Annotated in this window: 19 protein-coding genes; 4 read left to right on the top strand and 15 right to left on the bottom strand. The window is 64.6% G+C overall.

The genetic code is table 11. The annotated features are described in order from the left end of the window. Window positions 1-3: 3 nt before the first annotated feature. From ftsW to dinB, 11 genes are all read right to left on the bottom strand, one after another. Window positions 4-1,431: a putative lipid II flippase FtsW gene (gene ftsW, locus AC1DD3_RS15205; RefSeq protein ID WP_230117673.1), complete on the bottom strand. Its 1,428-nt coding sequence runs from the start codon at window positions 1,429-1,431 to the stop codon at window positions 4-6. Window positions 1,432-1,433: 2 nt separating this feature from the next. After that, the gene (murD, locus tag AC1DD3_RS15200) at window positions 1,434-3,023 is read right to left on the bottom strand and encodes a UDP-N-acetylmuramoyl-L-alanine--D-glutamate ligase (RefSeq protein WP_230117674.1); all 1,590 of its coding nucleotides are present in this window, start codon (window positions 3,021-3,023) and stop codon (window positions 1,434-1,436) included. Next, window positions 3,005-4,114, bottom strand: a complete 1,110-nt coding sequence (mraY, locus tag AC1DD3_RS15195; RefSeq protein ID WP_230117675.1) for a phospho-N-acetylmuramoyl-pentapeptide-transferase — start codon at window positions 4,112-4,114, stop codon at window positions 3,005-3,007. Before mraY ends, murD begins: the two co-directional genes overlap by 19 nt. After that, window positions 4,111-5,580 carry a UDP-N-acetylmuramoyl-tripeptide--D-alanyl-D-alanine ligase gene (locus tag AC1DD3_RS15190; RefSeq protein WP_476882025.1) on the bottom strand — a complete coding sequence of 490 codons (1,470 nt, stop codon included), beginning with the start codon at window positions 5,578-5,580 and terminating at the stop codon, window positions 4,111-4,113. The genes mraY and AC1DD3_RS15190 overlap by 4 nt, the downstream gene beginning before the upstream one ends. Window positions 5,581-5,586: 6 nt before the next feature. Next, on the bottom strand, window positions 5,587-7,254 hold the full coding sequence (locus AC1DD3_RS15185; RefSeq protein WP_476882024.1) for a UDP-N-acetylmuramoyl-L-alanyl-D-glutamate--2,6-diaminopimelate ligase: 1,668 nt from the start codon (window positions 7,252-7,254) through the stop codon (window positions 5,587-5,589). A gap of 84 nt (window positions 7,255-7,338) precedes the next feature. Next, complete coding sequence (locus AC1DD3_RS15180; RefSeq protein WP_230117678.1) at window positions 7,339-9,141, bottom strand: peptidoglycan D,D-transpeptidase FtsI family protein; 1,803 nt, start codon at window positions 9,139-9,141, stop codon at window positions 7,339-7,341. Between the two features lie 47 nt (window positions 9,142-9,188). Next, window positions 9,189-9,833, bottom strand: a complete 645-nt coding sequence (ftsL, locus tag AC1DD3_RS15175; RefSeq protein WP_230117679.1) for a cell division protein FtsL — start codon at window positions 9,831-9,833, stop codon at window positions 9,189-9,191. Then, window positions 9,830-10,825, bottom strand: a complete 996-nt coding sequence (rsmH, locus tag AC1DD3_RS15170) for a 16S rRNA (cytosine(1402)-N(4))-methyltransferase RsmH (RefSeq protein ID WP_230117680.1) — start codon at window positions 10,823-10,825, stop codon at window positions 9,830-9,832. Before rsmH ends, ftsL begins: the two co-directional genes overlap by 4 nt. A gap of 163 nt (window positions 10,826-10,988) precedes the next feature. Continuing rightward, window positions 10,989-11,417 (bottom strand): division/cell wall cluster transcriptional repressor MraZ, encoded by a 429-nt coding sequence (gene mraZ, locus AC1DD3_RS15165; RefSeq protein ID WP_230117681.1) that lies wholly within the window; start codon window positions 11,415-11,417, stop codon window positions 10,989-10,991. A gap of 463 nt (window positions 11,418-11,880) precedes the next feature. Further along, the gene (locus tag AC1DD3_RS15160) at window positions 11,881-12,252 is read right to left on the bottom strand and encodes a DUF3040 domain-containing protein (RefSeq protein ID WP_230117682.1); all 372 of its coding nucleotides are present in this window, start codon (window positions 12,250-12,252) and stop codon (window positions 11,881-11,883) included. Window positions 12,253-12,553: 301 nt separating this feature from the next. Further along, window positions 12,554-13,801 (bottom strand): DNA polymerase IV, encoded by a 1,248-nt coding sequence (gene dinB, locus AC1DD3_RS15155; RefSeq protein ID WP_230117683.1) that lies wholly within the window; start codon window positions 13,799-13,801, stop codon window positions 12,554-12,556. Between the two features lie 75 nt (window positions 13,802-13,876). Between dinB and AC1DD3_RS15150 the strand changes: the two genes are divergently transcribed. Together AC1DD3_RS15150 and AC1DD3_RS15145 are read left to right on the top strand one after the other, a co-directional pair. Then, the gene (locus AC1DD3_RS15150) at window positions 13,877-14,410 is read left to right on the top strand and encodes a hypothetical protein (RefSeq protein WP_476882023.1); all 534 of its coding nucleotides are present in this window, start codon (window positions 13,877-13,879) and stop codon (window positions 14,408-14,410) included. Beyond that, window positions 14,407-15,501, top strand: coding sequence for a polyprenyl synthetase family protein (locus tag AC1DD3_RS15145; RefSeq protein WP_476876586.1), 1,095 nt, complete (start codon window positions 14,407-14,409; stop codon window positions 15,499-15,501). The genes AC1DD3_RS15150 and AC1DD3_RS15145 overlap by 4 nt, the downstream gene beginning before the upstream one ends. 110 nt (window positions 15,502-15,611) lie before the next feature. On the opposite strand, the gene AC1DD3_RS15140 is transcribed toward AC1DD3_RS15145, so the two are convergent. Both AC1DD3_RS15140 and AC1DD3_RS15135 read right to left on the bottom strand, forming a co-directional pair. Next, entirely contained in the window at window positions 15,612-15,965 is a 354-nt protein-coding gene (locus AC1DD3_RS15140) for an Rv2175c family DNA-binding protein (RefSeq protein WP_230117685.1), read from the bottom strand. Between the two features lie 137 nt (window positions 15,966-16,102). Continuing rightward, complete coding sequence (locus AC1DD3_RS15135; RefSeq protein WP_476882032.1) at window positions 16,103-16,303, bottom strand: hypothetical protein; 201 nt, start codon at window positions 16,301-16,303, stop codon at window positions 16,103-16,105. On the opposite strand from AC1DD3_RS15135, the gene AC1DD3_RS15130 reads away from it, so the two are divergent. Both AC1DD3_RS15130 and AC1DD3_RS15125 read left to right on the top strand, forming a co-directional pair. After that, complete coding sequence (locus tag AC1DD3_RS15130) at window positions 16,218-17,540, top strand: lytic transglycosylase domain-containing protein (protein ID WP_230117686.1); 1,323 nt, start codon at window positions 16,218-16,220, stop codon at window positions 17,538-17,540. The genes AC1DD3_RS15135 and AC1DD3_RS15130 overlap by 86 nt on opposite strands. Window positions 17,541-17,653: 113 nt before the next feature. Further along, window positions 17,654-19,804 carry a Stk1 family PASTA domain-containing Ser/Thr kinase gene (locus tag AC1DD3_RS15125; RefSeq protein WP_476882022.1) on the top strand — a complete coding sequence of 717 codons (2,151 nt, stop codon included), beginning with the start codon at window positions 17,654-17,656 and terminating at the stop codon, window positions 19,802-19,804. Window positions 19,805-19,937: 133 nt separating this feature from the next. Here the strand turns inward: AC1DD3_RS15125 and AC1DD3_RS15120 are convergent, their stop codons facing one another. Continuing rightward, window positions 19,938-21,329, bottom strand: a complete 1,392-nt coding sequence (locus AC1DD3_RS15120; RefSeq protein WP_230117688.1) for a class II 3-deoxy-7-phosphoheptulonate synthase — start codon at window positions 21,327-21,329, stop codon at window positions 19,938-19,940. Window positions 21,330-21,426: 97 nt separating this feature from the next. Continuing rightward, window positions 21,427-22,398: a 1-acyl-sn-glycerol-3-phosphate acyltransferase gene (locus AC1DD3_RS15115; protein WP_230117689.1), complete on the bottom strand. Its 972-nt coding sequence runs from the start codon at window positions 22,396-22,398 to the stop codon at window positions 21,427-21,429. Window positions 22,399-22,400: the final 2 nt, after the last annotated feature.

Below are 22,400 nucleotides of genomic sequence, written 5' to 3'. Positions count from 1 at the left end.
TGTTTACGCTTTCGTACGGGATTTCTTGCGTCCGGGCTTGCGGAGCGGGCCCAGCAGTTTCCTGGGCCGGAGGTTGGGCGCCATCTGGACCCGGGCCAGGGACAACACTACGCCGATTGCGCAGAGCGACATGAGCAGGGCCGACCCGCCGTAGGAAATGAAAGGCAACGGAACGCCGATCACCGGGACGAGGCCGGTGACCACTGCCATGTTCACCGTGGCCTGGCCCAGAAGCCAGACCATGATGGTGCCCGCGAGGACCCGGTGGAACAGGTCCTCCTGGGCCACCACCACACGGTAGATCGCGGCACCGAGGATGGCAAAGAGGATCAGTACGACGACGGTCCCCACCAGCCCGAGTTCCTCACCGATGATGGCGAAAATGAAGTCGTTGTGCGCTTCTGGTATCCAGCTGTACTTTTGCCGGCTCTGGCCCAGCCCGACACCGAACCAGCCGCCGGAGGCCAGCCCGTACAGGCCGTTGGTTGACTGGTAGTTGGCGTCCGTGCCGTCTCCGCAGGACTGTCCCGTCCACCACGAAGTGATGCGGCACATGCGGTTTGAGCTCGTCATGGCCATGACGGCCGTGGCCAGTATGCCGGCGACCGCTGCAAAGCCGAAGAGGTAGAGGCGCACCCCCGCGAAAAACAGCGCTGCGGCCATGATCATCATGATGATCATGCCCGTACCGAGGTCGTTTCCGGCGAGGACGAGTCCGATGATGCCGAGTGCCAGCGGCACTACCGGAACCACGGCATGCTGCCAGCGGTGGATCAGTTTGGATTTCTTGGCCAGCACGGTGGCCATCCACAGGGCCAAGGCTAGCTTGGCCGCCTCGGACGGCTGCAGTGTGAAGAACGAGCCTACTTCGATCCAGTTCTTGTTGCCGTTAACAGTAGTACCGATTAGCAGCACCAGCCCCAGGAGGCCGTAGGCGAGGATGATGCCCGGCCACGCCAGCCGCTTCAGCCAGACCACGTTGATCCGCGACAGCATGAACATGAAGAAGATGCCGATCCCCGCGAACAGCCCCTGCTTCAGGGCCGCCGTGTAGGGCGACTCCCCTGCCGCGATGGCCTCCACGCTGGACGCGGAGAGCACCATCATGATGCCGATCGCCGTCAGTGCGAGGGTAGCCCCCAGGATGAGGTAGTAGGTCGAGCCGTTCCGTGATTTCCCGGTTCCCTCCAGGGCGGACCAGAAGCGGCGGTACCAGCGCAGGAGCCTGGCCAGTGCCGGCGGCCGCTGCAGCGCTGTGCTGCCGGCGGGCCGCGATTGTCCGGCAGGCCTGCTTCGTCCGGCAGGTTTGGTCTGCCCGGAACGCTGTTTGGTGCGGGCGGCCGGTGTGCGGGAGGGCTGGGGGGCAGCCCCGCGGACTGTATCCGCCGTCCGCGGCTTGGCTGCCGCGGGACGTGTGGGCGTGCTGACCATTCTTACTCCTTGCCGGTCTGAGCCTGCCCTTCCACGAGCTCGCGGACTGCTTCAATGAAGGCGTCGCCACGGTGAGCGTAGGAAGAGAACTGATCCATGGAGGCAGCCGCCGGGGCCATGAGCACAGTGTCGCCTGAGGTGGCGAGCTGTGCCGCCGACGCGACGGCCAGTGCCATCACCGCCTCGCCGGATTCTGACGAAAGCTGCGCGGCGTCATGGCCCGTTCCGGCAGACTGCACATTTTCAGTGTCGCCCGTGACCGGCCGGATGACCGGTACATCCGGAGCGTGTCGCTGCAGCGACTCCTCGAGCGCCGCGGTGTCCCTGCCGATGAGCACTACGGCCTTGAGCCGGCGGGAGTGGCCGCGGACCAGTTCGTCGTAGCTGACGCCCTTGGAGAGGCCGCCGGCGATCCAGACAACGGGGTCGAAGGCCGACAGCGATGCGGCGGCAGCATGGGGGTTGGTGGCTTTGGAGTCGTTGATCCAGAGTACACCGTTATGCTTGGCCACGGGCTGGATGCGGTGGTTCCCGGGAATGTAGGATTTCAGCCCCTGCCGCACGTTTTCGGGGCTGAGCCCGTACGCCCGCACCAGGGCAGCCGCGGCCAGCGCATTGGCCACCATGTGCCGGGGGGCCACGGGGCCGAGATCAGCCATCGAGGCAAGCTCGGCCGCGCTGTCCCTGCGCTCAGCAATGAACGCGCGGTCCACGAGCAGGCCCTCCACGACGCCCACCATGCTGATGGCTGGTGTGACGGTGGTGAAGCCGACGGCCCGGCAGCCCTCCACGACGTCCGCGTCCTCCACCATGCGTTCGGTTTCGATTTGTTCGGCGTTGTAGATGCAGGCCTTCTGCGTGTGCTCGTAGATCTTGGCTTTGTCCGCAAGGTAGGACGTGTAGGAACCGTGCCAGTCCACGTGGTCCTCGGCCACGTTGAGGCAAACGCTCGCGACTGCCGAAACTGACTCGCACCAGTGCAGCTGGAAACTGGACAGCTCCACCGCGAAAACGTCGTACTCCACGGGATCCCGGAGGGCGTCAAGGATTGGTGTGCCGACATTGCCGACAGCGACTGCCTTGAGTCCCGCTGCCCGCAGCATTGACTCGGTCAGGCCGACCGTCGTCGTCTTCCCGTTTGTTCCGGTGATGGTCAGCCAGTCCGGCGTCTTGCGCCCTTCGCGGATCCGCAGGCGCCAGGCGAGTTCGACGTCGCCCCACACTGGAATGTGCGCGCGGGCGGCAGCGGCGAGCAGGGCCTGGTCCGGCCGCCAGCCTGGCGACGTCACGATCAGGTCCGGCTTCATGCCGTCGATTTTCGGTACCGACGTGACGGCGTCATCCCCCAGGAGGACGTCGGCGGCCCCGACGATCCTGAGGGTGTCCGCCTTTGCACTGGCCGTTTCGGACGTGGCAGCATCCACCACGACAACGCGGGCCCCCAATTCGATCAGCGTGTCGGCGGCCGAGAAGCCTGAAACGCCGATGCCCGTGACCACGACGCGAAGCCCGGCCCAGTCGGAGTCCCAGCTGACGAGGTCCTTCAGCCTGTCCGCTCCGGTTGCGGTGCCGCTCACAGCAGGACCACCCATTCTGCGTAGAAGATGCCCAGACCCGCGGCGACAAACAAGCCGGCCAGGATCCAGAAGCGGACGACCACGGTGACTTCGGCCCAGCCTTTCAGCTCGAAGTGGTGCTGAAGCGGAGCCATCTTGAAGAACCGCTTTCCCTTGGTCACCTTGAAGTAACCCACCTGGATAATGACTGAAAGGGTGATGAGTACGAACAGACCACCGATGAACGCGAGCAGCAGCTCGGTCCGCGACAGGATGGCAAAGCCGGCGATGGCGCCTCCGATCGCGAGGGATCCGGTGTCACCCATGAAGATCTTGGCAGGTGAGGTGTTCCACCAGAGGAAGCCCACGAGCGCCGCGCTCATGATGGCGGCCAGGAGAGCAAGGTCAAGGGGATCCCTGACGGAATAGCAGCCGCTTCCGGCCTGCCGTGGCGAACCGCAGGCCTGGTTACTCTGCCAGATGCCCATGAGTGTATAGGCGCCGAAGACCATCACCGCAGCACCCGCCGCCAGGCCGTCCAGCCCGTCAGTCAGGTTGACGCCGTTGGTGGCAGCGGTGACGATCAGGTTTGACCACAGAACGAAGAGAATCGCCCCGATCACCGTCCCGCCGAAGGCGAGGTCAAGCCACGGGATGTCACGGACCAGTGAAATCTTTGTGGACGCCGGGGTAAGTCCGTCCGGGTCGGGAAAGTTTAGTGCCATCACGGCGAAGATAATGCCCACTGCGCCCTGCAGAATCAGCTTGGCCTTGGCGTCCAGGCCAAGGCTTCGCTGCCGCGAAATCTTGATGAAGTCGTCCAGGAAACCCACCAGGCCCATGCCCACCATCAGGAACAGCAGGAGCAGGGCCGAGGCAGATGGGCCCGCGGACCGCGGATTCAGCATCCACATGATGAGGTGCGTCAGTCCGTAGCTGAGCAGGACCGCCGCCACCACCACAGTTCCGCCCATGGTGGGCGTGCCGCGCTTGGTATGGTGCGAGGTTGGACCGTCGTCCCGGATGAACTGGCCATAGCTCTTGTGGACCAACAGGCGGATGAACAGCGGTGTTCCCACCAATGCCATCAGCAGGGCCAGGCCAGCGCCGATCAATAGTGCAATCACAGCTGCTCGCTCCCTTCGTTGGCGGTTGCGCGGGTTTGTGGGGGTAATGCTATCCGATCGCCCAAATGGCGGAGTCCCACGCTGTTCGAGGACTTGAACAGCACCAGGTCGCCGGGTTCCAGCTGCGCTTGCAGCACGTCAAAGGCCTCATCCACGGTCTCAGCGAAGATGCATTCCTCTCCCCACGAGCCTTCCTGGATGGCGGAGACGTACAGCGACCGTGCCTCCCGTCCCACCACCAGCAGGCGTGAGATGTTCAGCCGCACCACTTGGGTGCCGACGACGGTGTGTTCACGAATGGACTCGTCGCCCAGTTCGAGCATGGCTCCGAGTACTGCCCAGGTGCGGCGGCCGCGGCCAAGGTCGGCCAGCGTCCGCAGTGCTGCCCGCATGGATTCCGGGTTGGCGTTGTAGGCGTCGTTGATAACGGTCACTCCGTCGGCGCGTTCGGTCCGTTCCATGCGCCAGCGGCTGGCGGCCGACTGGGAGCTGAGGGACGCCGCGATGCGGGCCGCGGGGATGCCGGCGGCGTGGGCAGCAGCTGCCGCCGCGAGCAGGTTGGCGACATGGTGCTCGCCGATGAGCCTGCTGGTGACGCCGACGGGCTCCTCCCCCGGCAGTTCAAGGTCAAACTCGGGATGGCCGGAGGCGTTGGTGTCCAGGTTCAGGGCTCTGGCGACCGGTCCGTCTGCAGCGGCGTTCCGGGAGGAGAAACCGAACACCGCGGCTCGTGTGCGTCCGGACATGGGCGCCACGCGGGGATCGTCCAGGTTCAGGACGGCGGTGCCGGCTGCAGGCAGTGCTTCTACGAGTTCCCCCTTGGCGGTCGCGATGTTGTCCACCCCACCGAATTCGCCGGCGTGGGCCGTTCCCACACCCAGGACCACGCCGATTTCCGGTTGGACCATCTGGCTCAGGTAGGTGATGTGGCCGATGCTCGTAGCACCCATCTCGATGACGAGGAACCGGGTGTCAAAGCCGGCCTGGAATACCGTGAGGGGCACGCCCACTTCCCCGTTGTAGGACCCCTGGGGCGCCACGGTGTTGCCCTCGGTGGAAAGGATGCCGGACAGGAGGTCCTTGGTGGTGGTCTTGCCGGCCGAACCTGTAATGCCGATGACCGTGAGCTGTTCGCCTGCAGCCTCGCGGCGTGTCCTGATCCGGCGGACGCTCTCGGCCGCGAGGGCACCCATGGCCAGCACGGCGTCTTCGACCACCACGGCCGGATAGCTTCGCCCGGCGGCGTCGGTGACGTCGCGTTCGGCAAGTGCCAGCACGGCGCCGCGGTCAAAGGCCGCTCCCATGAAACTGTGCCCGTCGGCATTTTCGCCCGGCTTTGCCACGTACAGCGAACCGTTAATGGCTTCGCGGGAGTCGGTGACCACCGAGCCAGGAGTTATGCCGGGTTCGGCGAGGAGTCGGCCGCTGGTGATTTCGGCGATTTCCGCCGCAGTAAATGCAATCATGTCGGTCTAGGACTCTATCCGGTCGTCTTCAAGAACGGTGAATCCTTGTGCCGTCAAGGCTTTCCGGAGCTCCACCCTGTCGTCAAGGGCAAGGTTCACTCCCTTGACCTCCTGCCACACTTCGTGTCCCCGCCCGGCAACGAGGATTGTGTCCTCCGGGGCTGCCAGTTCAACAGCCTTGCGGATGGCCTCGTCGCGGGGGAAGACCTCCAGGATCCGGCAGTCGAGCTGTTCGGTCTCCTTCGCGTCCGTGGCTCCGACCAGCACATCAGCCCGGATGGAAGCGGCGTCCTCGTCATGCGGGTCGTCGTCGCTAATTATCACAACGTCGGCAAGCCGCGCCGCGATGGCCCCCATGGCAGGCCGTTTGCCCTGGTCCCGCTGCCCGGTGGCGCCGAAGACGACAATGACCCGGGACGAAGGTTCGGTTGACCTGACGGCCTCCAGCGCACGGGCCAGCGCATCGGGATTGTGCGCAAAGTCAACCACGGCGGCAGGCTTGGCGGAAACGAGTTGCATCCTGCCGGGCACCGCGACGGTGAACGGGTCGGCGGCGTCGAGGGCAGCCTGCACGTCGGCCGCGTCCGCTCCGGCCGACAGGACCATGGCCAACGCAAGCGCGGCATTGGAGACGTTGAAGCTTCCGGGCAGCCCGGTGTGAACCCTCAGCTCCACGCCCGTGCGGCCCCGAAGGGTAAATTCGGTCCCGAGGCCGCGGGGCCGCGGGTCGGTGACGGTCCAGTCGGAGCGCTCAGCGGAAGGGGAGGAATCCTTCGTTCCGACTAGCGGCAGCGTGGAAAGCGTGGTGACCGGGAGCTTGGTCTCCGCGGCGAGGCGGCGCCCCCAATCGTCGTCGACCGTTACGACGGCGGCGCGGGCGCGCTCCGGCGTAAAAAGCTCCGCTTTTGTGCGGAAGTACTCGTCCATGGTTCCGTGCAGGTCAAGGTGGTCCTGGGTGAGGTTCGTGAAGCCGACGACGTCGAACACCACACCATCAACCCGGCGGAACTCGACCGCGTGTGAGGACACTTCCATAGACGCCGCATCGAGTCCCCGTTCGCGCATCAGTGCGAGCAGGGCATGGACGTCGGTGGATTCCGGCGTCGTCAGAAGGCTGGGAATCGGTTCGCCGCCGGCCAAGATCTCGATGGTGCCGATCAGGCCGGTCTTCTTACCCAGGGCCTGCAGCAGCGAGTTGACGAAGTATGTAGTGGTGGTCTTGCCGTTGGTGCCCGTGACGCCGAAAAGCGACGGCCGAGAGCCGTCCCCGGCCTGGCTCCGGTAAATCAGCGCGGACAGGAGGCCCACCACGGCGCGCGGCCCGTCCACCACAAGTACCGGTACGGAAACGTCGGGTGACAGCGCAAGGAGCCGCGCTCCGGCGTCGTCCGTCAGCACGGCGACCGCGCCGGACTCAATGGCGGTCGCGGCGAAGTCCGCGCCGTGCCGGGTGGAACCCGGCAGCGCCACGTAGAGATCGCCGCGCTCCACCGTACGCGAATTGAGGGAGATCCCGGTGACCTGGACGGAGGCCGAGGCTCCGGCCACCGTGACGCCGACCGACTGGCCGATGACACCCAGCTCGACTGCGGCGACGGCCGTGGGCCGGAAACCGCTGCGGGCCGTCTGCCCGTCCGTGGCATCGGCAGCGCCGGGGGCATTGTGCTCTGACAAGTGGATCTCCGTTGGTTTTAGTGGACCAACGGACACGGCAGAACGAAGCGTTCACGTGTACCGCGGTCGTGATTAAGCGGCGTGTTACTTGGCGTACTGCGGCAGTCTGACCGGTGCGCCCTTGGACGGCGGAACGTTGTACGTCCGCAATACCTGGCTCATGACCGAACGGAACACAGGCCCGTTGGTGATGCCGTAAATGGAACCCTTGGGCCGCTGCAGGACCACCTCAACAATAAACCGCGGATCGTCCATCGGCGCCATTCCCAGGATAGAAGCGGTGTAGCCGCAGAACCCGGCCGTTCCGTCATCGCACGGCGATTCGGATGTTCCTGTCTTGGCTCCGACGCGGTAACCGTCGAGGGCCGCTTCCTTGATTTCGCCCTCGGTGACGGCGCTTTCCAGCATGTCCCGGACCTGCTTGGCAGTGTTCTTGGAGACGACCTGGCGGGAGGGCTTGGCCGGCACCTTCTCTTCGCTGCCGTCGGGACTGATGTAGCTGTCTATCAGCCGGGGCTGCAGCATGACGCCGTCATTTGCAATAGTCTGGTAGGCACGCACGGTCTGCAGCGTCGACTGAGACACGCCCTGGCCGAATAGCACAGTGTATTGCTGCCGATCGTCCCATTGCGCCGCCGGAGTCAAAATGCCTTTCGCTTCGGCTGGAAGTCCGATCTCCGGCGTCTCCCCGATGCCGAACTTCTGCAGCCAGTCGTGCCGCTGATCCTTGGTCATGCGGCTGCCCGCCATCACGGTTCCCGTGTTCATGGAGTAGCCGATGATACCGGCGAGAGTCCTTCGCTCCGTGCCATGGGAAAACGCGTCATCGAACTGCTGGCCGTCGATCACCAGGGAGGGCGGGATCGTGAAGGTGTCCAGCGGGCTGGACTTGCCTTCCTGGATCAGCGCGGAGGCAACAAGCGGTTTCTCCACGGATCCGGGCTCGTAGGCTGCGGTCACGGCCCGGACGCCGCGGTCCTTGGCCGCCACTTTGCCAGGATCGTTGGGGTCGGGTGCGTTGGTGTCTGCCATGGCAATGAGGTTGCCGGTCTTGATGTCCGAGACGATGATGACGCCCCATTCGGCACTCAGCTTGTCAGCCTGGCTCTGGATGGCCTGCTGCGCGAAGTACTGGATGTCGGAATTGAGGGTGAGCTTGACGTCCTTGCCGTCCTGCGCCGGCGTCAGCTGGTCCACGCCCACGGGGATCCGGAGGCCGTCCGCGCCGATCTCGAACAGGCGCTTGCCGGGAGTCCCCCTGAGGATCCCGTCCTGGGTCTGCTCGAGTCCGGCCTGCCCTTTATCGCCGTTCTCCAGGAAGCCGACGATGCCGCCGGCCACCGAGCCGTTCGGGTAGACGCGTTTGCTGGTTCCCTCCGAGAATATGCCCGGAATCTGCAGCTTGGATACGCGGTCTTCAACGTCGGGCTTAAGGTCTTTGGCCACGATGTAGTACGTCTTCTTGCCTGTGACGGCGTTCCGCACGTCATCGGCATTCATGCCCAGGACGGCGGCAAGCTCAGAGATCCCCTGGTCGCGGGAAATCGTGACGAGTTCCTCTTCACCGTTGACATTCTCAAGCCGTTTGAAGGATTCCGTCTTGGTATTGACGGCTTGGTCAACCGTGATGTTGTAGCGGATCACGCTGTTGGCCAGCACCGTGCCGTTTGCGTCCACAATGCTGCCGCGTTCCGCGGGCAGCACCGTCGGCCGCAGGCGGTTGTCCAGTGCAGCCTCTGCCATGCCACCGACGTCGAGTCCCTGGACCAGGAAGAGTTTTCCGCCCACCACCACGAGCAATGCCAGCATGATGCTGAGTCCGAGGCGCAGCCGCTTGGTAGCGTTCGGGACTTTCTGCCTGCTTGCCTTGCCTTGCGCCACGATCATCCCTTACTGCTTGCCTTGCTGGCTGCTAGCCACGTCCGCCCTGCCAGTTACTGCCCCGGCGCCTTTTGTGCCGGTGCCGGGATGGTTCCTCCGTTGAGGACCGCCGCCGGTTTCGCCGCGGCCACGGGTGCCGCTGCAGCCGGTGCCGCGCCGCCCTCGTCTGCTGCAGGTCGCCGGCTTTCCAATGGTTCGTTGGTGCTGGCCGGCGGCACGACGTTGAGCTGGCCGGGGACGGCAGGTGCAGCAATGACTGCTCCCGCGGAGTCGCCCTTGACGGCCGGCTTGGCCGTTCCGCTGACAGTCAACGTGGACAGATCAATCTGGCCCTTGCCGGTGGAAGCAACCATTCCCAATTGTGTGGCCTTGGCCGCCAGATTCTGCGGAGCTTCGAAGTTTTGGACCTGCTGTGTCAGATCCTGGTTCTGCTTGGTGAGCGCAGTCTGTTCACTGCGGAGCTTCACCAGCTGATACTGGGCAGTGGACACAGAGATATTGAGGACGAGCACGGCCATCAGGGCGACGGCCAGCATGCCAAAGCACAGAACCACGAAGGGGGCCCGGCGTTTCCTGGGAAGGGACCGGACCACCGACAGCGGCGTACGTGCCTTGCGGGCTCCGGACAGCCCGGTGTCCACGTCCCCGGCGGTCCGGCCGGAGGAGACGGTGAAGTTCTTGACAGCTGCGGCGCTCATGCGGCTCTCCTGGCTCTGATGCGTTCCACTGCGCGCAGCCGGGCAGAAGCTGCGCGCGGATTCTCCGCGATCTCGACGGCGGTAGGCACCTCGGTGCCTTTGGTAAGGGTCTTGAGTTCGGCCTTGTGTTCTTCGAGTTCAACCGGGAATCCCAGCGGAGCCGACGACTTGGAACCCGCTTGGAAGACGCTTTTCACGATCTTGTCCTCAAGCGAGTGGTAGGACATCACGACAATCCGTCCGCCCAGGGCAACGGCGTCCACCGCCGCGGGGACGGCACGTTCGAGCACGTCCAGTTCCTCATTGACCTCTATCCGCAGGGCCTGGAACGTCCGCTTGGCCGGGTGCCCCCCTGACTTGGCGGCAGAGGAGGGGACAACAGCCCGGATCTGCTCCACGAGTTCGCCGGTGGTGGCAAACGGCTTCATGGCGCGGGCCGCGACAATCCGGTTGGCGATGCGGCCTGCGAACTTCTCCTCACCCCACTTGCGGATGATCCTCACCAGGTCTTCTTCGCTGTAATTGTTCACGACGTCGGCCGCCGTCTGTCCGCGGCTGGTGTCCATCCGCATGTCCAACGGAGCATCAAACGAGTAGGCAAACCCGCGTTCCCGCTCGTCCAGCTGCAGGGAAGATACGCCCAGGTCCATCAAGATGCCGTGGACCTCGGAAATGCCCAGGTCTTCGAGGACCTCGGCAATTTCGTCGTAGACAGCGTGGACAAGGTCGGTGCGCTGGGCGAACGGCTTCAGCCGCTCACCGGCGAGGGCCAGAGCCTCTTCGTCGCGGTCGATCCCCACCAGGTGGAGGTCGGGGAAGCGCTGGAGCATGGCTTCCGAATGGCCGCCCATTCCCAGAGTGGCGTCGATTGCCACCGGAGTCTCGCCGCGCAGGCGTGCCGCCTCGAATCCCGGGGCCAACAAATTGATGCACCGGTCCTTCAGGACCGGCACATGGCGTTCGGACGTCGGTTTGGGGTCGTGTTCGTTCATACCTTCGTCCTTCCTAGCTTGCCTCGGGTTGTTTCTTAAGCCAGATCCCCATCCGCGCCTATCCTGGTGACCGCCTGGCTCCGGGGAAGTGAGCCAGGAGGACGGTTGGATGGGCGGCTGGAGATCTCGTCCAAGAAACAGGTCAGATGTTTCGTGCCGGCACTCAGAGAATTCCGGCGATGGGGTTGTCGGTTTCGGAGAAGGAGGTTTCCTTTTCCGCCAGGTACACATTCCAGGCCTCGGCGTCCCAAATCTCAGCGCGGGTGCCGGCACCAATCACTGCCAACTCCCTGCCAAGGCCTGCGTACTCCCGAAGGGCAGGAGGGATAGTCACCCGCCCTTGCTTGTCAGGTACCTCGTCCGAGGCTCCGGAGAGAAAAACACGAATGTAGTCACGAGCCTGCTTGTTGGAGATGGGAGCCTCCCGGATCTGCTCATGAACCTTCGCGAATTCCTGCTCGCTAAAGACATAGATGCAGCGCTCCTGGCCTCGCGTGAGAACAAGTCCGCCGGCAAGTTCCTCACGGAACTTGGCGGGAAGAATGATCCGCCCCTTTTCGTCCAGACGCGGCGAGTGTGTCCCCAGGAACACATCCCACCGCCCGTCTGCCGTCAGAAGCCGAACAACCCCGCGCTGCCACTACCCTCTTACGTCCTCCACTTTACTCCACTTCTCCCCACAGTCAACGCAACACGGAGAATTCTCCGCCGCTTGGATAAACATTTCCCGCGTCTTTTCAGGGGTCTGGCCCGGGGTGGGAAGTGGAGGGGAAATCGGGGGGCGGTACACGCCACCCACCGGGAAATGCGGAAGCACAATCCGAGGGTCGCTTCCCCACCGCGGTGCCGGGCCCAGCGAGGTGGGCGGAAGGGCTGCCAATCCGCGGTCTTCCGGGGAAAACGCCTCACCCAGCAGTTCCCGGCCAGGCGGTGGGAGCATTAAACAACAATGACCCGCCGGAGCGGGTCATCGTTTCAAGTGCACCGAGGAGGTCGTGTGGTGCGACGTGGAGGTCGCTGGAAGTTCGGGTGGTGCGAAGTGGAGGACGCGGAGGTCAGGACTCGCCGCGGCGCCTTTCGTCCCAGCGCTCTTCAAGGCTGTTCATGAATGAGCTTTTGCCTTTGGACTTCTTTCCGCGCCCGCCGGTTTTTGCTTTGCCGGCCGAGGCGCTGCGCATCGTGGCGAAGTACACCCCCGCGCCCATGACGATAAATCCGAGGACACCAACGAAGATGTTCTGCAGGGAAACCCCCACCAAGAGGAGCAGGACTCCTGCCAGGGTCGCCAGTACGCCAATCACGATGTGCCGGGTGGACCATGTGCGGCCAGCATCCGAGCCCATGGAATTGGCGAACTTGGGATCGTCCTCATGCAGTTGCCTCTCGAGTTGCTCGAGCAGCTTCTGTTCGTGCTCCGAGAGCGGCATCACGACCTCCTTAAGTAGGCCAACGTCCGGACTGGTCGGGACCAGCTGTTCCTGCCACGTCAACGACCGGCATGCTTTACAGGTTCCCGGCCGTCCTTCGTTGGCAGGTCCTAGGATCCAAGCATACGGACGCTGGCGGGTCAGGTGATCCACACATGTCCAGACGTTCGAAATCTTTGTATCTCTAAGGATAGTTTGTTGAGCGGTGTTGTGAAAGACGCTATTCACGGACCGCAACCTTGATAACCCCTGAAAACCCGGCGAAATCTCCGGACCCGGTCCGGCTGTGTACAGCCGGCGTTCAGGGCCGGCCGGGAGGCATCTTGGCGGAGGCTCCCCCGGGGTCCAGCAGCCTCGCCGGAAGCACGGATTTGCTGCCGAATTTCTCCGTCACCCTGTCCAGCGCCTGCTCTGCGGCCCGCCAGTTGTCATCACGCCGGTCGAAGCTCAGCTGCAGCGACGTCTGTGCTGCGGCCTCCAGTTGCTCGGCACGCACACCCACCAGCCGGACCGTCATGGGGCGGTTTCCCAGGGACTCCAGCAGCTGGACTGCCACGGCGTAGATCAGCTGGGCGCTGTCAACCGGAGCATGCACCGTTCGGCTCCGGGTCACCGTGGAGAAATCGGCGTACCGCAGCTTAAGCGCAACTGTCCGCGCAACCATGCCGGACGCCCGCAAGCGTTCGGCGGTCCGGTGGGAGAGCCGCAGCAGTTCCCTATGGAGCAGGGCGGCGTCTGCGGTGTCCACGGCAAATGTTTCCTCTGCCCCAATGCTCTTCTCCAGCCGGACGGGGGTCACGGCCCTCGGGTCAATGCCCCACGACAGCCGGTGGACGTGTTCGCCCGTGGCGCCCAGCGCTTTCTTGAGCGACGCGACAGGAGTGGCGGCAACGTCAGCGACAGTCCGGATTCCCATCCGCGCAAGCACGTCCGCGGTCTTGGCACCGACGCCCCACAGAGCGTTGACCGGGAGACTATGGAGGTACGGCACCGTCTGCTCGGGCCGGATCAGCAGCAGGCCATCGGGCTTGCAGCGCGTCGAGGCGATCTTTGCCACGAATTTGCTGGCGGCGATGCCCACCGAGGCGGTGATGCCTAATTCGTTGGAGACCCTGCGCCTGATCAGCTCTCCGATGTCCTGCGGCGGGCCGAGCCGGCGGATCGCTCCCCCGACGTCGAGGAAGGCCTCGTCCACGCTCAGCGGCTCCACAAGCTCGGTGATGGATTCAAAAATGGACATCAGCTGCCCGGAAACTTCGTAGTAGAGCTTATGCCTGGGTTCGATGATGATGGCCTGGGGGCACATGCGGTGCGCTACGACCATAGGCATTGCGGACTTGATGCCGAAAGCCCGCGCTTCATACGAGGCCGAGAGCACCACGGAGCGGTCAGCGGGAAACCCCACGATGACAGGTCTGCCGCGCAGCTCCGGGCGTCCGCGCAATTCCACGGAGACGAAGAACGCGTCCATATCCACATGCAGAATGCTGCTGCGCCGGAGGTCCCGAAGACGCGCTTCGAGTTGCTCTTTGTCCTGGTCCGGCCCCACACCTGCAATCCTATGCCCTGGGACTGACTAAACTGGAGGCTGCATCCGGCATCAAACCCCAGGAGGAACGCACCTGTGAAGGTCATTGGAACGCACATGCCTGCAGGACTTGTCCTGCTTGCGGCCGGCACGGTGATGGCAGTGATGTCGGCCTGCGCGGCGCCTGCCCCTGGACCAGGCGCATCCACTGAAGCTGCTGTTTCGACCTCGGCCCTGGCGCAGGCGAGCAACACGGCTCCGCCCAGCCCGTCAGCTTCGCCCGGCACCTCAGCCACTGTGGGGGCACTCGTCGCCGGGTTCCCGCAAAAGCTTCTTCCGCTCATGCCCGGGGCCAAGGTCGTGGCGAGCAGTTTCGACAAGTCGGCTTCCCCCGCCACCGTCGCCCTGGTGGGCTCCGCTGCCGCCAGGCCTGCCGCCGTCGTCGCTTTTTACACCAAAGCACTCGAGGCTCAGGGATTCAAGGCCGTTCCGGGCAACAGCGTCGGCACCGTTGCCTCCAAGGACTTCGTCCGGGCCGGCAATGAGACCGTCAACATCGCGGTCCCGGAGAATGCAGGCGTATCCACGTTCACCATCGGCGCCAACGTGGCACCTGAGTCCGTCAAGTGATGGTGGCCGAACAGCTGCGCGTCGAACAGACAGCCTTCGTGGCTGCTGTCGCGGGCAAGCTCACAGACTTCCTGACGTCGAGACAATCCGTGATGACCGCAATCTCGCCGGATATCGATCCCATCATGGGCTCCATCTCAAACCTGGTCACCGGAGGCAAGCGGCTCCGTGCACTCATGTGTTACTGGGGATGGCGCGGAGCCGGCGGACCGGCATCCGCCGCGGACGTCATCACCGCCGGCGCGGCTCTCGAGCTGTTCCAGGCTGCGGCGCTGATCCATGACGACATCATCGACCGTTCAGACACGCGGCGTGGCGGCCCCAGCGTCCACCGCCGGTTCAGCCAGCTGCACGAGAGTCAGGGCTGGGCCCTCGACAGTGAACGGTTTGGCCACGCGGCAGCCATCCTTGCCGGCGACCTATGCCTGTCGTTCAGCGAAGAAGCATTCACCGAGATCGGCGAGCAGGCGGCGTCCGGGAGCCGGGCGAGGCTGATCTTTAACCTCATGCGGGCCGAAGTCATGGCCGGCCAATACCTGGACATTCTTGAAGAGGTCGCCGGACCTGTGCGCGACCGCGCCGGCGCCGTGAGCCGGGCGCAGTCGATCATCCGCTTCAAATCGGCCAAGTACTCAACTGAGCACCCGCTCGCTTTGGGCGGAGCGCTCGGAGGGGCCTCGGATGAGCTCCTTCGCGGCTACTCTGCATTCGCACTGCCGCTGGGCGAGGCCTTCCAGCTCCGCGACGACGTCCTGGGCGTCTTTGGGGACCCGGTCACCACCGGGAAGCCCGCGGGGGATGATCTGAGGGAAGGCAAGCGGACTGTATTGGTGGCCTTTGCCCTGGATCTGTCGACACCGGAGGAATCGGCCTATATCGACGCGAAGCTCGGCAGTCCGGATCTGAGCGACGAAGACGTTGCGGAGATCCGCAGGATCATTGCGGACTGCGGTGCGCTGCACGCAACCGAAGTCCTCATCGACGAGTTCGGGGCGGCGGCGTTTGATGCACTCGAGTTGCTCCCGTTGGACGACCTGCCGAAGACCGCCTTGCGGAAGCTGGCTGAAGCCACAGTAAGCCGCACCGCCTGAGACGAACGCAGGGACGGGCCGTCCTGGCCCGTCCCTGCGCTGCGCGAACAACCGAGGTCTGAGCCTCGCCCCGCCTGCCTGCGTGCCTGCCTGTCAGGCCAGGGACGCGTCTACCAGGCCAGGGACTGGGCGCGCCGGCGGATCTCGGTTTTGCGCCCTTCCCGCAGCGCGTCAACGGGGCGGCCGCGCAGCGAATCGTCGGGCGTAAAGAGCCAGGTGATGAGTTCTTCGTCTGAGTAGCCGGCATCGGACAAAACAATAATCGTGCCCTTGAGGCTTTCCACCACGTGTCCGTCCTGCAGGAAGGCCGCAGGCACGCACCGGATGCGGCGATCGCCCACGCGGAGCGCGGCCAGCGCGCGTTCATCCAGCAGCCCGTGGACTTTGGTGATGGAAACGTCCAGCAGCTGGGCTACATCGGGCAGGGGCAACCAGTCGCCAACAAGGCTTTCTACAGTACTCACGGGTCAAGATTGCCATGACCAGCGCATGCACGCCTAGTCGGCGGGGTGCAGCCACGGTTTTTCGTTGATTTCAATGCGCGACACACCAGAAAGCCTAACTTTCCGCATGCCAGGCAATTCTTGTGCTAAATGCAAAATCATGAGAGATTCTCATAGACCACATTTGCAACAAAAATAACTTGAGTAACACTAGTATCATTAGTCACACTGGCCTGACCGACAGCATTCGCCGCTGAGAAGAGGATCTTTCCCATGACGACGACCCGCTCGCCAAAGCAGCCCCCCAGGCCGAGCCTTCCCATGATTGCGGCGACGACAGCAACGCTGCCTGCCGTCATGCTGTCCTCCCTGGCGCTCGCCCAGCCCGCCGCTGCGGACGCACAGCCCAGCGCGATTCCCGCAATGCTTGCTGCCGCCATGCAAGCCCAGGCAGCTGCGGCCAAAGCCGGCGTCATTCCCGCCGCGTCCGTTCCGGCCACCATTCCGGCCGGCTTGCAGCCTTCCCGTGCAACGCCTAGCAGCCATACGGTTGTCCGAGGCGATACGGTCAGCGGCATCGCCGGCCGCTACGGCCTGAGCACATCGGGGGTGCTCAAGCTGAACAAGCTGAAACTCAACTCGGTGATTTATCCCGGCCAGAGGATCAAGTTGACTGCCGCCGCACCCGCCGCCAAGAAGGCACCGGTTGCCGCAGCCAGCACCGGCGGCAGAACGTATACCGTTAAATCCGGCGACACCCTGGGCGGCATCGCTGCCCGGCACGGTGTCAAGCTGTCCCAGGTACTGGGATGGAACCGCCTGAGCCTGTCGTCGGTCATCTACCCGGGACAGAAAATCAAGATCGGCGCCGGGGTGGCAGTGTCGCCCGCTTCGGCCAGCCCGGCTCCCGCTGCCCAGGCCTCATCCCGGTCCTACACCATCAAGTCCGGGGATACGCTGTCCGGAATTGCTGCACGGCACGGAGTCCGGCTTGCCGACATCCTGGCGGCGAACCGGCTCAAGGTAACCAGCATCATCTACCCCGGTCACAAGCTGGTCATCCCGGGGAAGTCCACCGGCGCACTCCAGCCGGCATCCAGCGTCACTCCGTTGGTGCCCAGTTCCTTCCTTGGCTACACCTACCCCGCGGCAGTAGTGAGCTCCGCCAACAAGAACAAGGCACTGCTCAACGCGTCGCCGGTGCCGACATTGGCGCAGATGCAGTCCATCGTGGCCGATACAGCCCGGCGCATGGGAGTGGACCCTGCCCTCGCCAAAGCCTTCGCCTACCAGGAGTCGGGGTTCAACCAGCGCGCCGTGTCCCCTGCCAATGCCATCGGCACCATGCAGGTCATACCCTCCTCGGGCGAGTGGGCATCCGATCTTGTCGGGCGGAAGCTCAACCTGCTTGACCCGTACGATAACGCGACCGCCGGCGTGGCCATCATCCGGCAGCTCATCCGCACAAGCAAGAACACGGACTACGCAATCGCCGGCTACTACCAGGGTCAGTATTCAGTCAGCAAGCACGGCATGTACTCCGATACCAAGGCTTACGTTGCGGCCATCAAGGCGCACCGGAAGACTTTCAGCTAAACCCCCCGGCGCCCCCATCCGCGTGGTGCAGGGGCCGCCGCTGCGGATAACGATACGGGTCCGGATCGCATGTTGATTCGGACCCGTTTCCGTGCAGCAATTAGGATCGTAGGGTGCAGGAAAACGTGTCGGACAGTCTTGTTGGTTCCCTGGTGGATAATCGCTACCGGGTCAATTCCAGGCTGGCAAGGGGCGGAATGTCCACCGTGTACCTGGCAACGGACCAACGGCTCGACCGCGAAGTGGCACTGAAGGTCCTCCACCCGCACCTGGTTAATGACGGTAATTTCCTTGACCGCCTGGCCCGCGAAGCACGGGCTGCCGCCAAGCTGTCCCACCCCCATGTGGTGGGTGTGCTCGACCAGGGGCACGACGGCCGGACGGCCTACCTGGTAATGGAGTACATCAAGGGCCACACCCTCCGGGACGTCATCAACGCAAAGGGCGCCCTCTCGCCCCGGCTCGCCCTCGCCCTCATCGATCCTGTCGTGGAAGGCCTCGGCGCCGCCCATGCAGCGGGACTCATTCACCGGGACGTCAAACCGGAGAACGTGCTGATAGCCGAAGACGGCCGGATAAAAATCGGCGACTTCGGACTGGCGAGGGCAGTCACCGCCACCACGAGTACCGGGACGCTGATCGGCACGGTGGCCTATCTGTCACCAGAGTTGGTGCTGGGCAAACCGGCCGATGCACGCAGTGACATTTACTCCACCGGAATCATGCTTTTCGAGATGCTCACCGGCCGGCAGCCCTTCGACGGTGAAGTCCCGATCCAGGTGGCCTACCAGCACGTGAATTCGACGGTTGGGCCACCTTCCGGGTTCGCCCCCGGGCTCGCTGAAGAAGTCGACGAGCTCGTGCAGTGGTGCACCGCGAACGATCCCGAAAAACGTCCCGTGGACGGCTATGCACTGCTCTCCGAACTGCGGCACATCCGCACCAACCTCACCGACACGGAGCTTGACCTGCAACCCCCGGCGGCCCTCCATGCCGCGGAGGCAGCCGGCGCGGAGCCGGAGATGGGCGCGGGCGGACGCACCGGCGCAGCAGGACCCGTCCCGCCACAGCCGCCGATGCCACAGCGGCCGGCCGCCGTGAACCATACCGAACTGCTGAGTCCGGTACAGCGGCCCACGGAAATCATTTCGCACACGAGCAACCCCACAGCGGTCTTCCCCCATGCCCGGCAGCTGCCCCCGGCCTTCGGGCTGGAGCCGCCCGAAACCGACGACGCCGCGCCCGCTGCCCTGGGTTCCAGGGAAGCCGGCGACAGGGAACTGAGCAAGAGGGAACAGCGGAAACAGGACCGCGTCGGCGAAAGGGCGCGCTCCCGGGCCGCCGCAACCCCGCTGCGCACGCTGCGCGAAGGCAACTCACGGCGCCGTGGCGCTCTCTGGATCGTGATTCTGGTCATCGCGGCGCTCCTGGCCACCGGCGCAGGCTGGTTCTTCGGCATGGGTCCGGGTTCCCCCGGCACCGTGCCCTCAGTAGCGAACAGGACCGTGGCCGAGGCGCAGCAACTCCTCCGCACGGCCGGCTTTCAGTCGAGCACCCAGGATGTTTTCGACGACGACGTCCGTGCAGGGCTGGTCGTGGGGTCGGAGCCAGATGCCGGAACGGAGATCCGCAAATTCCAGCAGGTCTCACTCTTCGTCTCCAAGGGCCCGCAGCTTTTCCCGCTTCCCGTGCTGTCAGGAAAGTCCTTGGAAACGGCCAAGTCAGCCCTCAACGGCTCTGAAATGGCCCTGGGAAAGATCACCGAGAAGTTCGATGAAGAAGCGGCGGCAGGCACAGTCCTCGGCCAGTCCCCCGCGGCGGGAACACAAGTCAGGCACGGAACGCCCGTGAGCCTCACAGTTTCCAAAGGCCCGCAGCCCATACCCGTACCGGATGTGCGCGGCGAGGAGAAGGAATCTGCCGTCCAGGCCATCGAGGCGGCCGGGCTGAAGGCGGTAGTCGCGAAGGACACCGTGCATGACCGGAACGTTCCGAAGGGCGCCGTCGTCAACCAGGAGCCGGCGTCTGGCAATCTGACGCGGGGCCAGGCCATAACTCTGACCATCTCCGACGGACCGAAGCTCGTGAAGGTGCCGAACTACATCGGCAAGCAGGCCAGCGATGCCCGCGAAGCACTGGAGAAGCGCGGCTTCGAAGTCCGCGTCAACAACATCCTGGGCGGGTTCTTCGGCACGGTCCGGGACCAGGATCCGGTGGACACCGAGGTACCTGAGGGATCAGTCGTGACGCTCACGGTCGTCTAACCGTTCCAGAGCATTGGCCCGTCCCCGGCGTCTGGCCCACGACATGCCTGCGGGCCCCGGGACATGCCCGGAGCCCGCCAGGGAACCGCTTGGAGTTAGTGCCGGGACGCTTCTACGGTGCCCGGCCTCCCCTTTAGTGCCGGGACAGGGCCCCGGCCACGAGGAATGCCATCTCCAGGGACTGCATGTGATTCAGGCGCGGATCGCACACCGACTCGTAGCGGTCCAGGAAGGCTTCCTGATCGATGGGGTCGGCGCCGCCCAGGCATTCGGCAACATCGTCACCAGTCATTTCGACGTGCAGGCCGCCCGGAATCGTGCCCAGGGCATGGTGCACTTCGAAGAAGCCGCGGACCTCATCGATGACGTCGTCGAAGTTGCGGGTCTTGTAGCCGTTCGGCGACGTGACGGTGTTCCCGTGCATCGGATCGGTGACCCACAGGACCTTCGCGCCGGACGCCGTGACCCTTTCCACGATCGCGGGAAGCTTTTCGCGGATGTTGCCCGCACCCATGCGGGTGATGAAGGTCAGACGGCCGGGTTCGCGGTCCGGATCCAGCTTGTCGATCAGCCGCAGGGCATCGTCACCGCTGGTGGACGGGCCGAGCTTTACACCGATCGGATTGCGCACACGCGAGAGGAAATCGACGTGCGCGTGGTCCAGTTCGCGGGTGCGCTCACCGATCCACAGGAAGTGCGCGGAGGTGTCATAGGGGAAGCCGGTGCGCGAATCGATGCGGGTCAGGGCACGTTCGTAGTCGAGCAGCAGCGCCTCGTGGCTGGCGTAGAACTCCACACGCTTCAGCGCCTCGAAGTCTGCGCCACAGGACGCCATGAACTTGATGGCACGGTCGATGTCCCGTGCCAGCGATTCGTAACGCGCGTGGGCGGGGTTCTCGGTGAAGCCCTTGTTCCACTGGTGCACGAGGCGAAGGTCCGCGAAGCCGCCCTGGGTGAAGGCACGGATCAGGTTCAGCGTGGAAGCGGAGGTGTGGTAGGCCCTGAGCATCCGGCTGGCATCGTGGCCCCGGGATTCGGGGGTGAAGTCGTACCCGTTGACGATGTCCCCGCGGTAGGCCGGAAGGGTCACGCCATCGCGGGTTTCATCGTTCGAGGAGCGCGGCTTGGCGAACTGGCCCGCCATCCGGCCCATCTTGATTACCGGCATTGCGGCACCATACGTGAGGACCACTGCCATCTGCAGGATCGTTTTCACGCGGGCGCTGATCTTGTCCGCCGTAGCGTCCCCGAACGTCTCGGCGCAGTCTCCGCCCTGGAGCAGGAAAGCTTTGCCCTGCGCGGCGGCGGCGAGCCGTTCGCGGAGAACGTCGACTTCACCGGCGAAAACGAGGGGCGGGAGCACCGACAGTTCACCGACGGATGCGTCGAAGACGTCCCTGTCCTGCCACGTGGGCTGCTGCGAGATGGGAAGGTCCCGCCAGTTGTCCAGTCCCGGATAATTAGCGGCACCGCTCTGTGCGGTGCTGGTCAGGGAAGAGGCCGGTTTTGCAGATAGCTCAGTCACACTACTAAGACTAGTTGCCGGAGCGGGCATCCGGACACCCGACCTGTCATTGACCGGAGGCTGGGCGTCATACACCTATGCCGAGCGCAAGGGGCGCCTAGGCACTGCGGGAGGATCCGGCGTCGTTCTCCCCACTTGGCTCGTGCCGGGAGCCTCGTCCGGGAGTTTCCCCGGGCGCGGCATCAGGTCCGCCGGCAGGGGCCGGTTCCCCTGCATTAGGCTCCCCGGCGTTAAGCTCCCCGGCAACCTGCGCGGATCCATCCGGCGGGATGTCACCGCGAGCGTCACGGGCAGCGGAGGCGCCCGGCGGGGTGTCACCCGCCGGGGTCGCGTTGGTCGGGATCCCGCCAGACGGGGTCTCAGCGGACGGGGCCGCGGCGGAGGGGCCCTTCCCCGCCAGCCGCAGCTTGACCACGGCGGCATATTCATCCACGTATTCCTGCCCGGAGAGGCGCATGAGCTCATACATGATTTCATCGGTTACCGATCGCTGGATCAGCCGGTCTTCCGCCATGCCCTGATACCGGCTGAAATCCAAAGGTTCGCCGAAGATCATGCCAATGCGGCGGATGTTGGGCAGCCGTTTTCCGATCGGCTGGACCTTGTCCGTACCGATCATCGCCACCGGAATCACGGGCACCCCGGCCTGGAGTGCCAACCGGGCCACCCCCACTTTGCCCCGGTACAGGCGGGCATCAGGGCTTCGTGTCCCCTCGGGATAGATCCCCAGCAGTCCCCCGCTGGTCAGCACGTCCATGCCTGTCTCCAGCGAGGCCGCGGATGCAGCACCACCGGAGCGGTCCATGGGGAGCTGGTTGGTGAGCCGGAAGAACAGGGCCGTCATCCGGCCCTTGAGCCCTGTGCCGGTGAAGTACTCCGATTTGGCCAGGAAAATCACGGGCCGGGGCACCATGAGCGGCATGAAGATAGAATCCGAAAAGGACAGGTGGTTGGAGGCAATAATCGCCGCGCCCTCGGCCGGCACGTTGTCCAGTCCCTTGACCCAAGGCCGGAAGAGGGTGCGGAGCACCGGACCCAGGAAGACCCTTTTCATGACCCAATAGAACACGT

The sequence above is a fragment of the Arthrobacter sp. 05T444 genome (assembly GCF_056395905.1).
This window is presented reverse-complemented; position numbering and strand designations above follow the sequence as displayed.

Bases quoted from the DNA above. Each gene is read 5' to 3' on its own strand.
- AC1DD3_RS15160 (WP_230117682.1), bottom strand. From the start codon at position 12,252: ATGCCGCTCTCGGAGCACGAACAGAAGCTGCTCGAGCAACTCGAGAGG.
- AC1DD3_RS15180 (WP_230117678.1), bottom strand. From the start codon at position 9,141: ATGATCGTGGCGCAAGGCAAGGCAAGCAGGCAGAAAGTCCCGAACGCT.
- ftsW (WP_230117673.1), bottom strand. From the start codon at position 1,431: ATGGTCAGCACGCCCACACGTCCCGCGGCAGCCAAGCCGCGGACGGCG.
- murD (WP_230117674.1), bottom strand. From the start codon at position 3,023: ATGGGTGGTCCTGCTGTGAGCGGCACCGCAACCGGAGCGGACAGGCTG.
- ftsL (WP_230117679.1), bottom strand. From the start codon at position 9,833: ATGAGCGCCGCAGCTGTCAAGAACTTCACCGTCTCCTCCGGCCGGACC.
- AC1DD3_RS15135 (WP_476882032.1), bottom strand. From the start codon at position 16,303: ATGACGGCAGGCAGCGTTGCTGTCGTCGCCGCAATCATGGGAAGGCTC.
- AC1DD3_RS15130 (WP_230117686.1), top strand. From the start codon at position 16,218: ATGACGACGACCCGCTCGCCAAAGCAGCCCCCCAGGCCGAGCCTTCCC.
- AC1DD3_RS15190 (WP_476882025.1), bottom strand. From the start codon at position 5,580: ATGATTGCATTTACTGCGGCGGAAATCGCCGAAATCACCAGCGGCCGA.
- rsmH (WP_230117680.1), bottom strand. From the start codon at position 10,825: ATGAACGAACACGACCCCAAACCGACGTCCGAACGCCATGTGCCGGTC.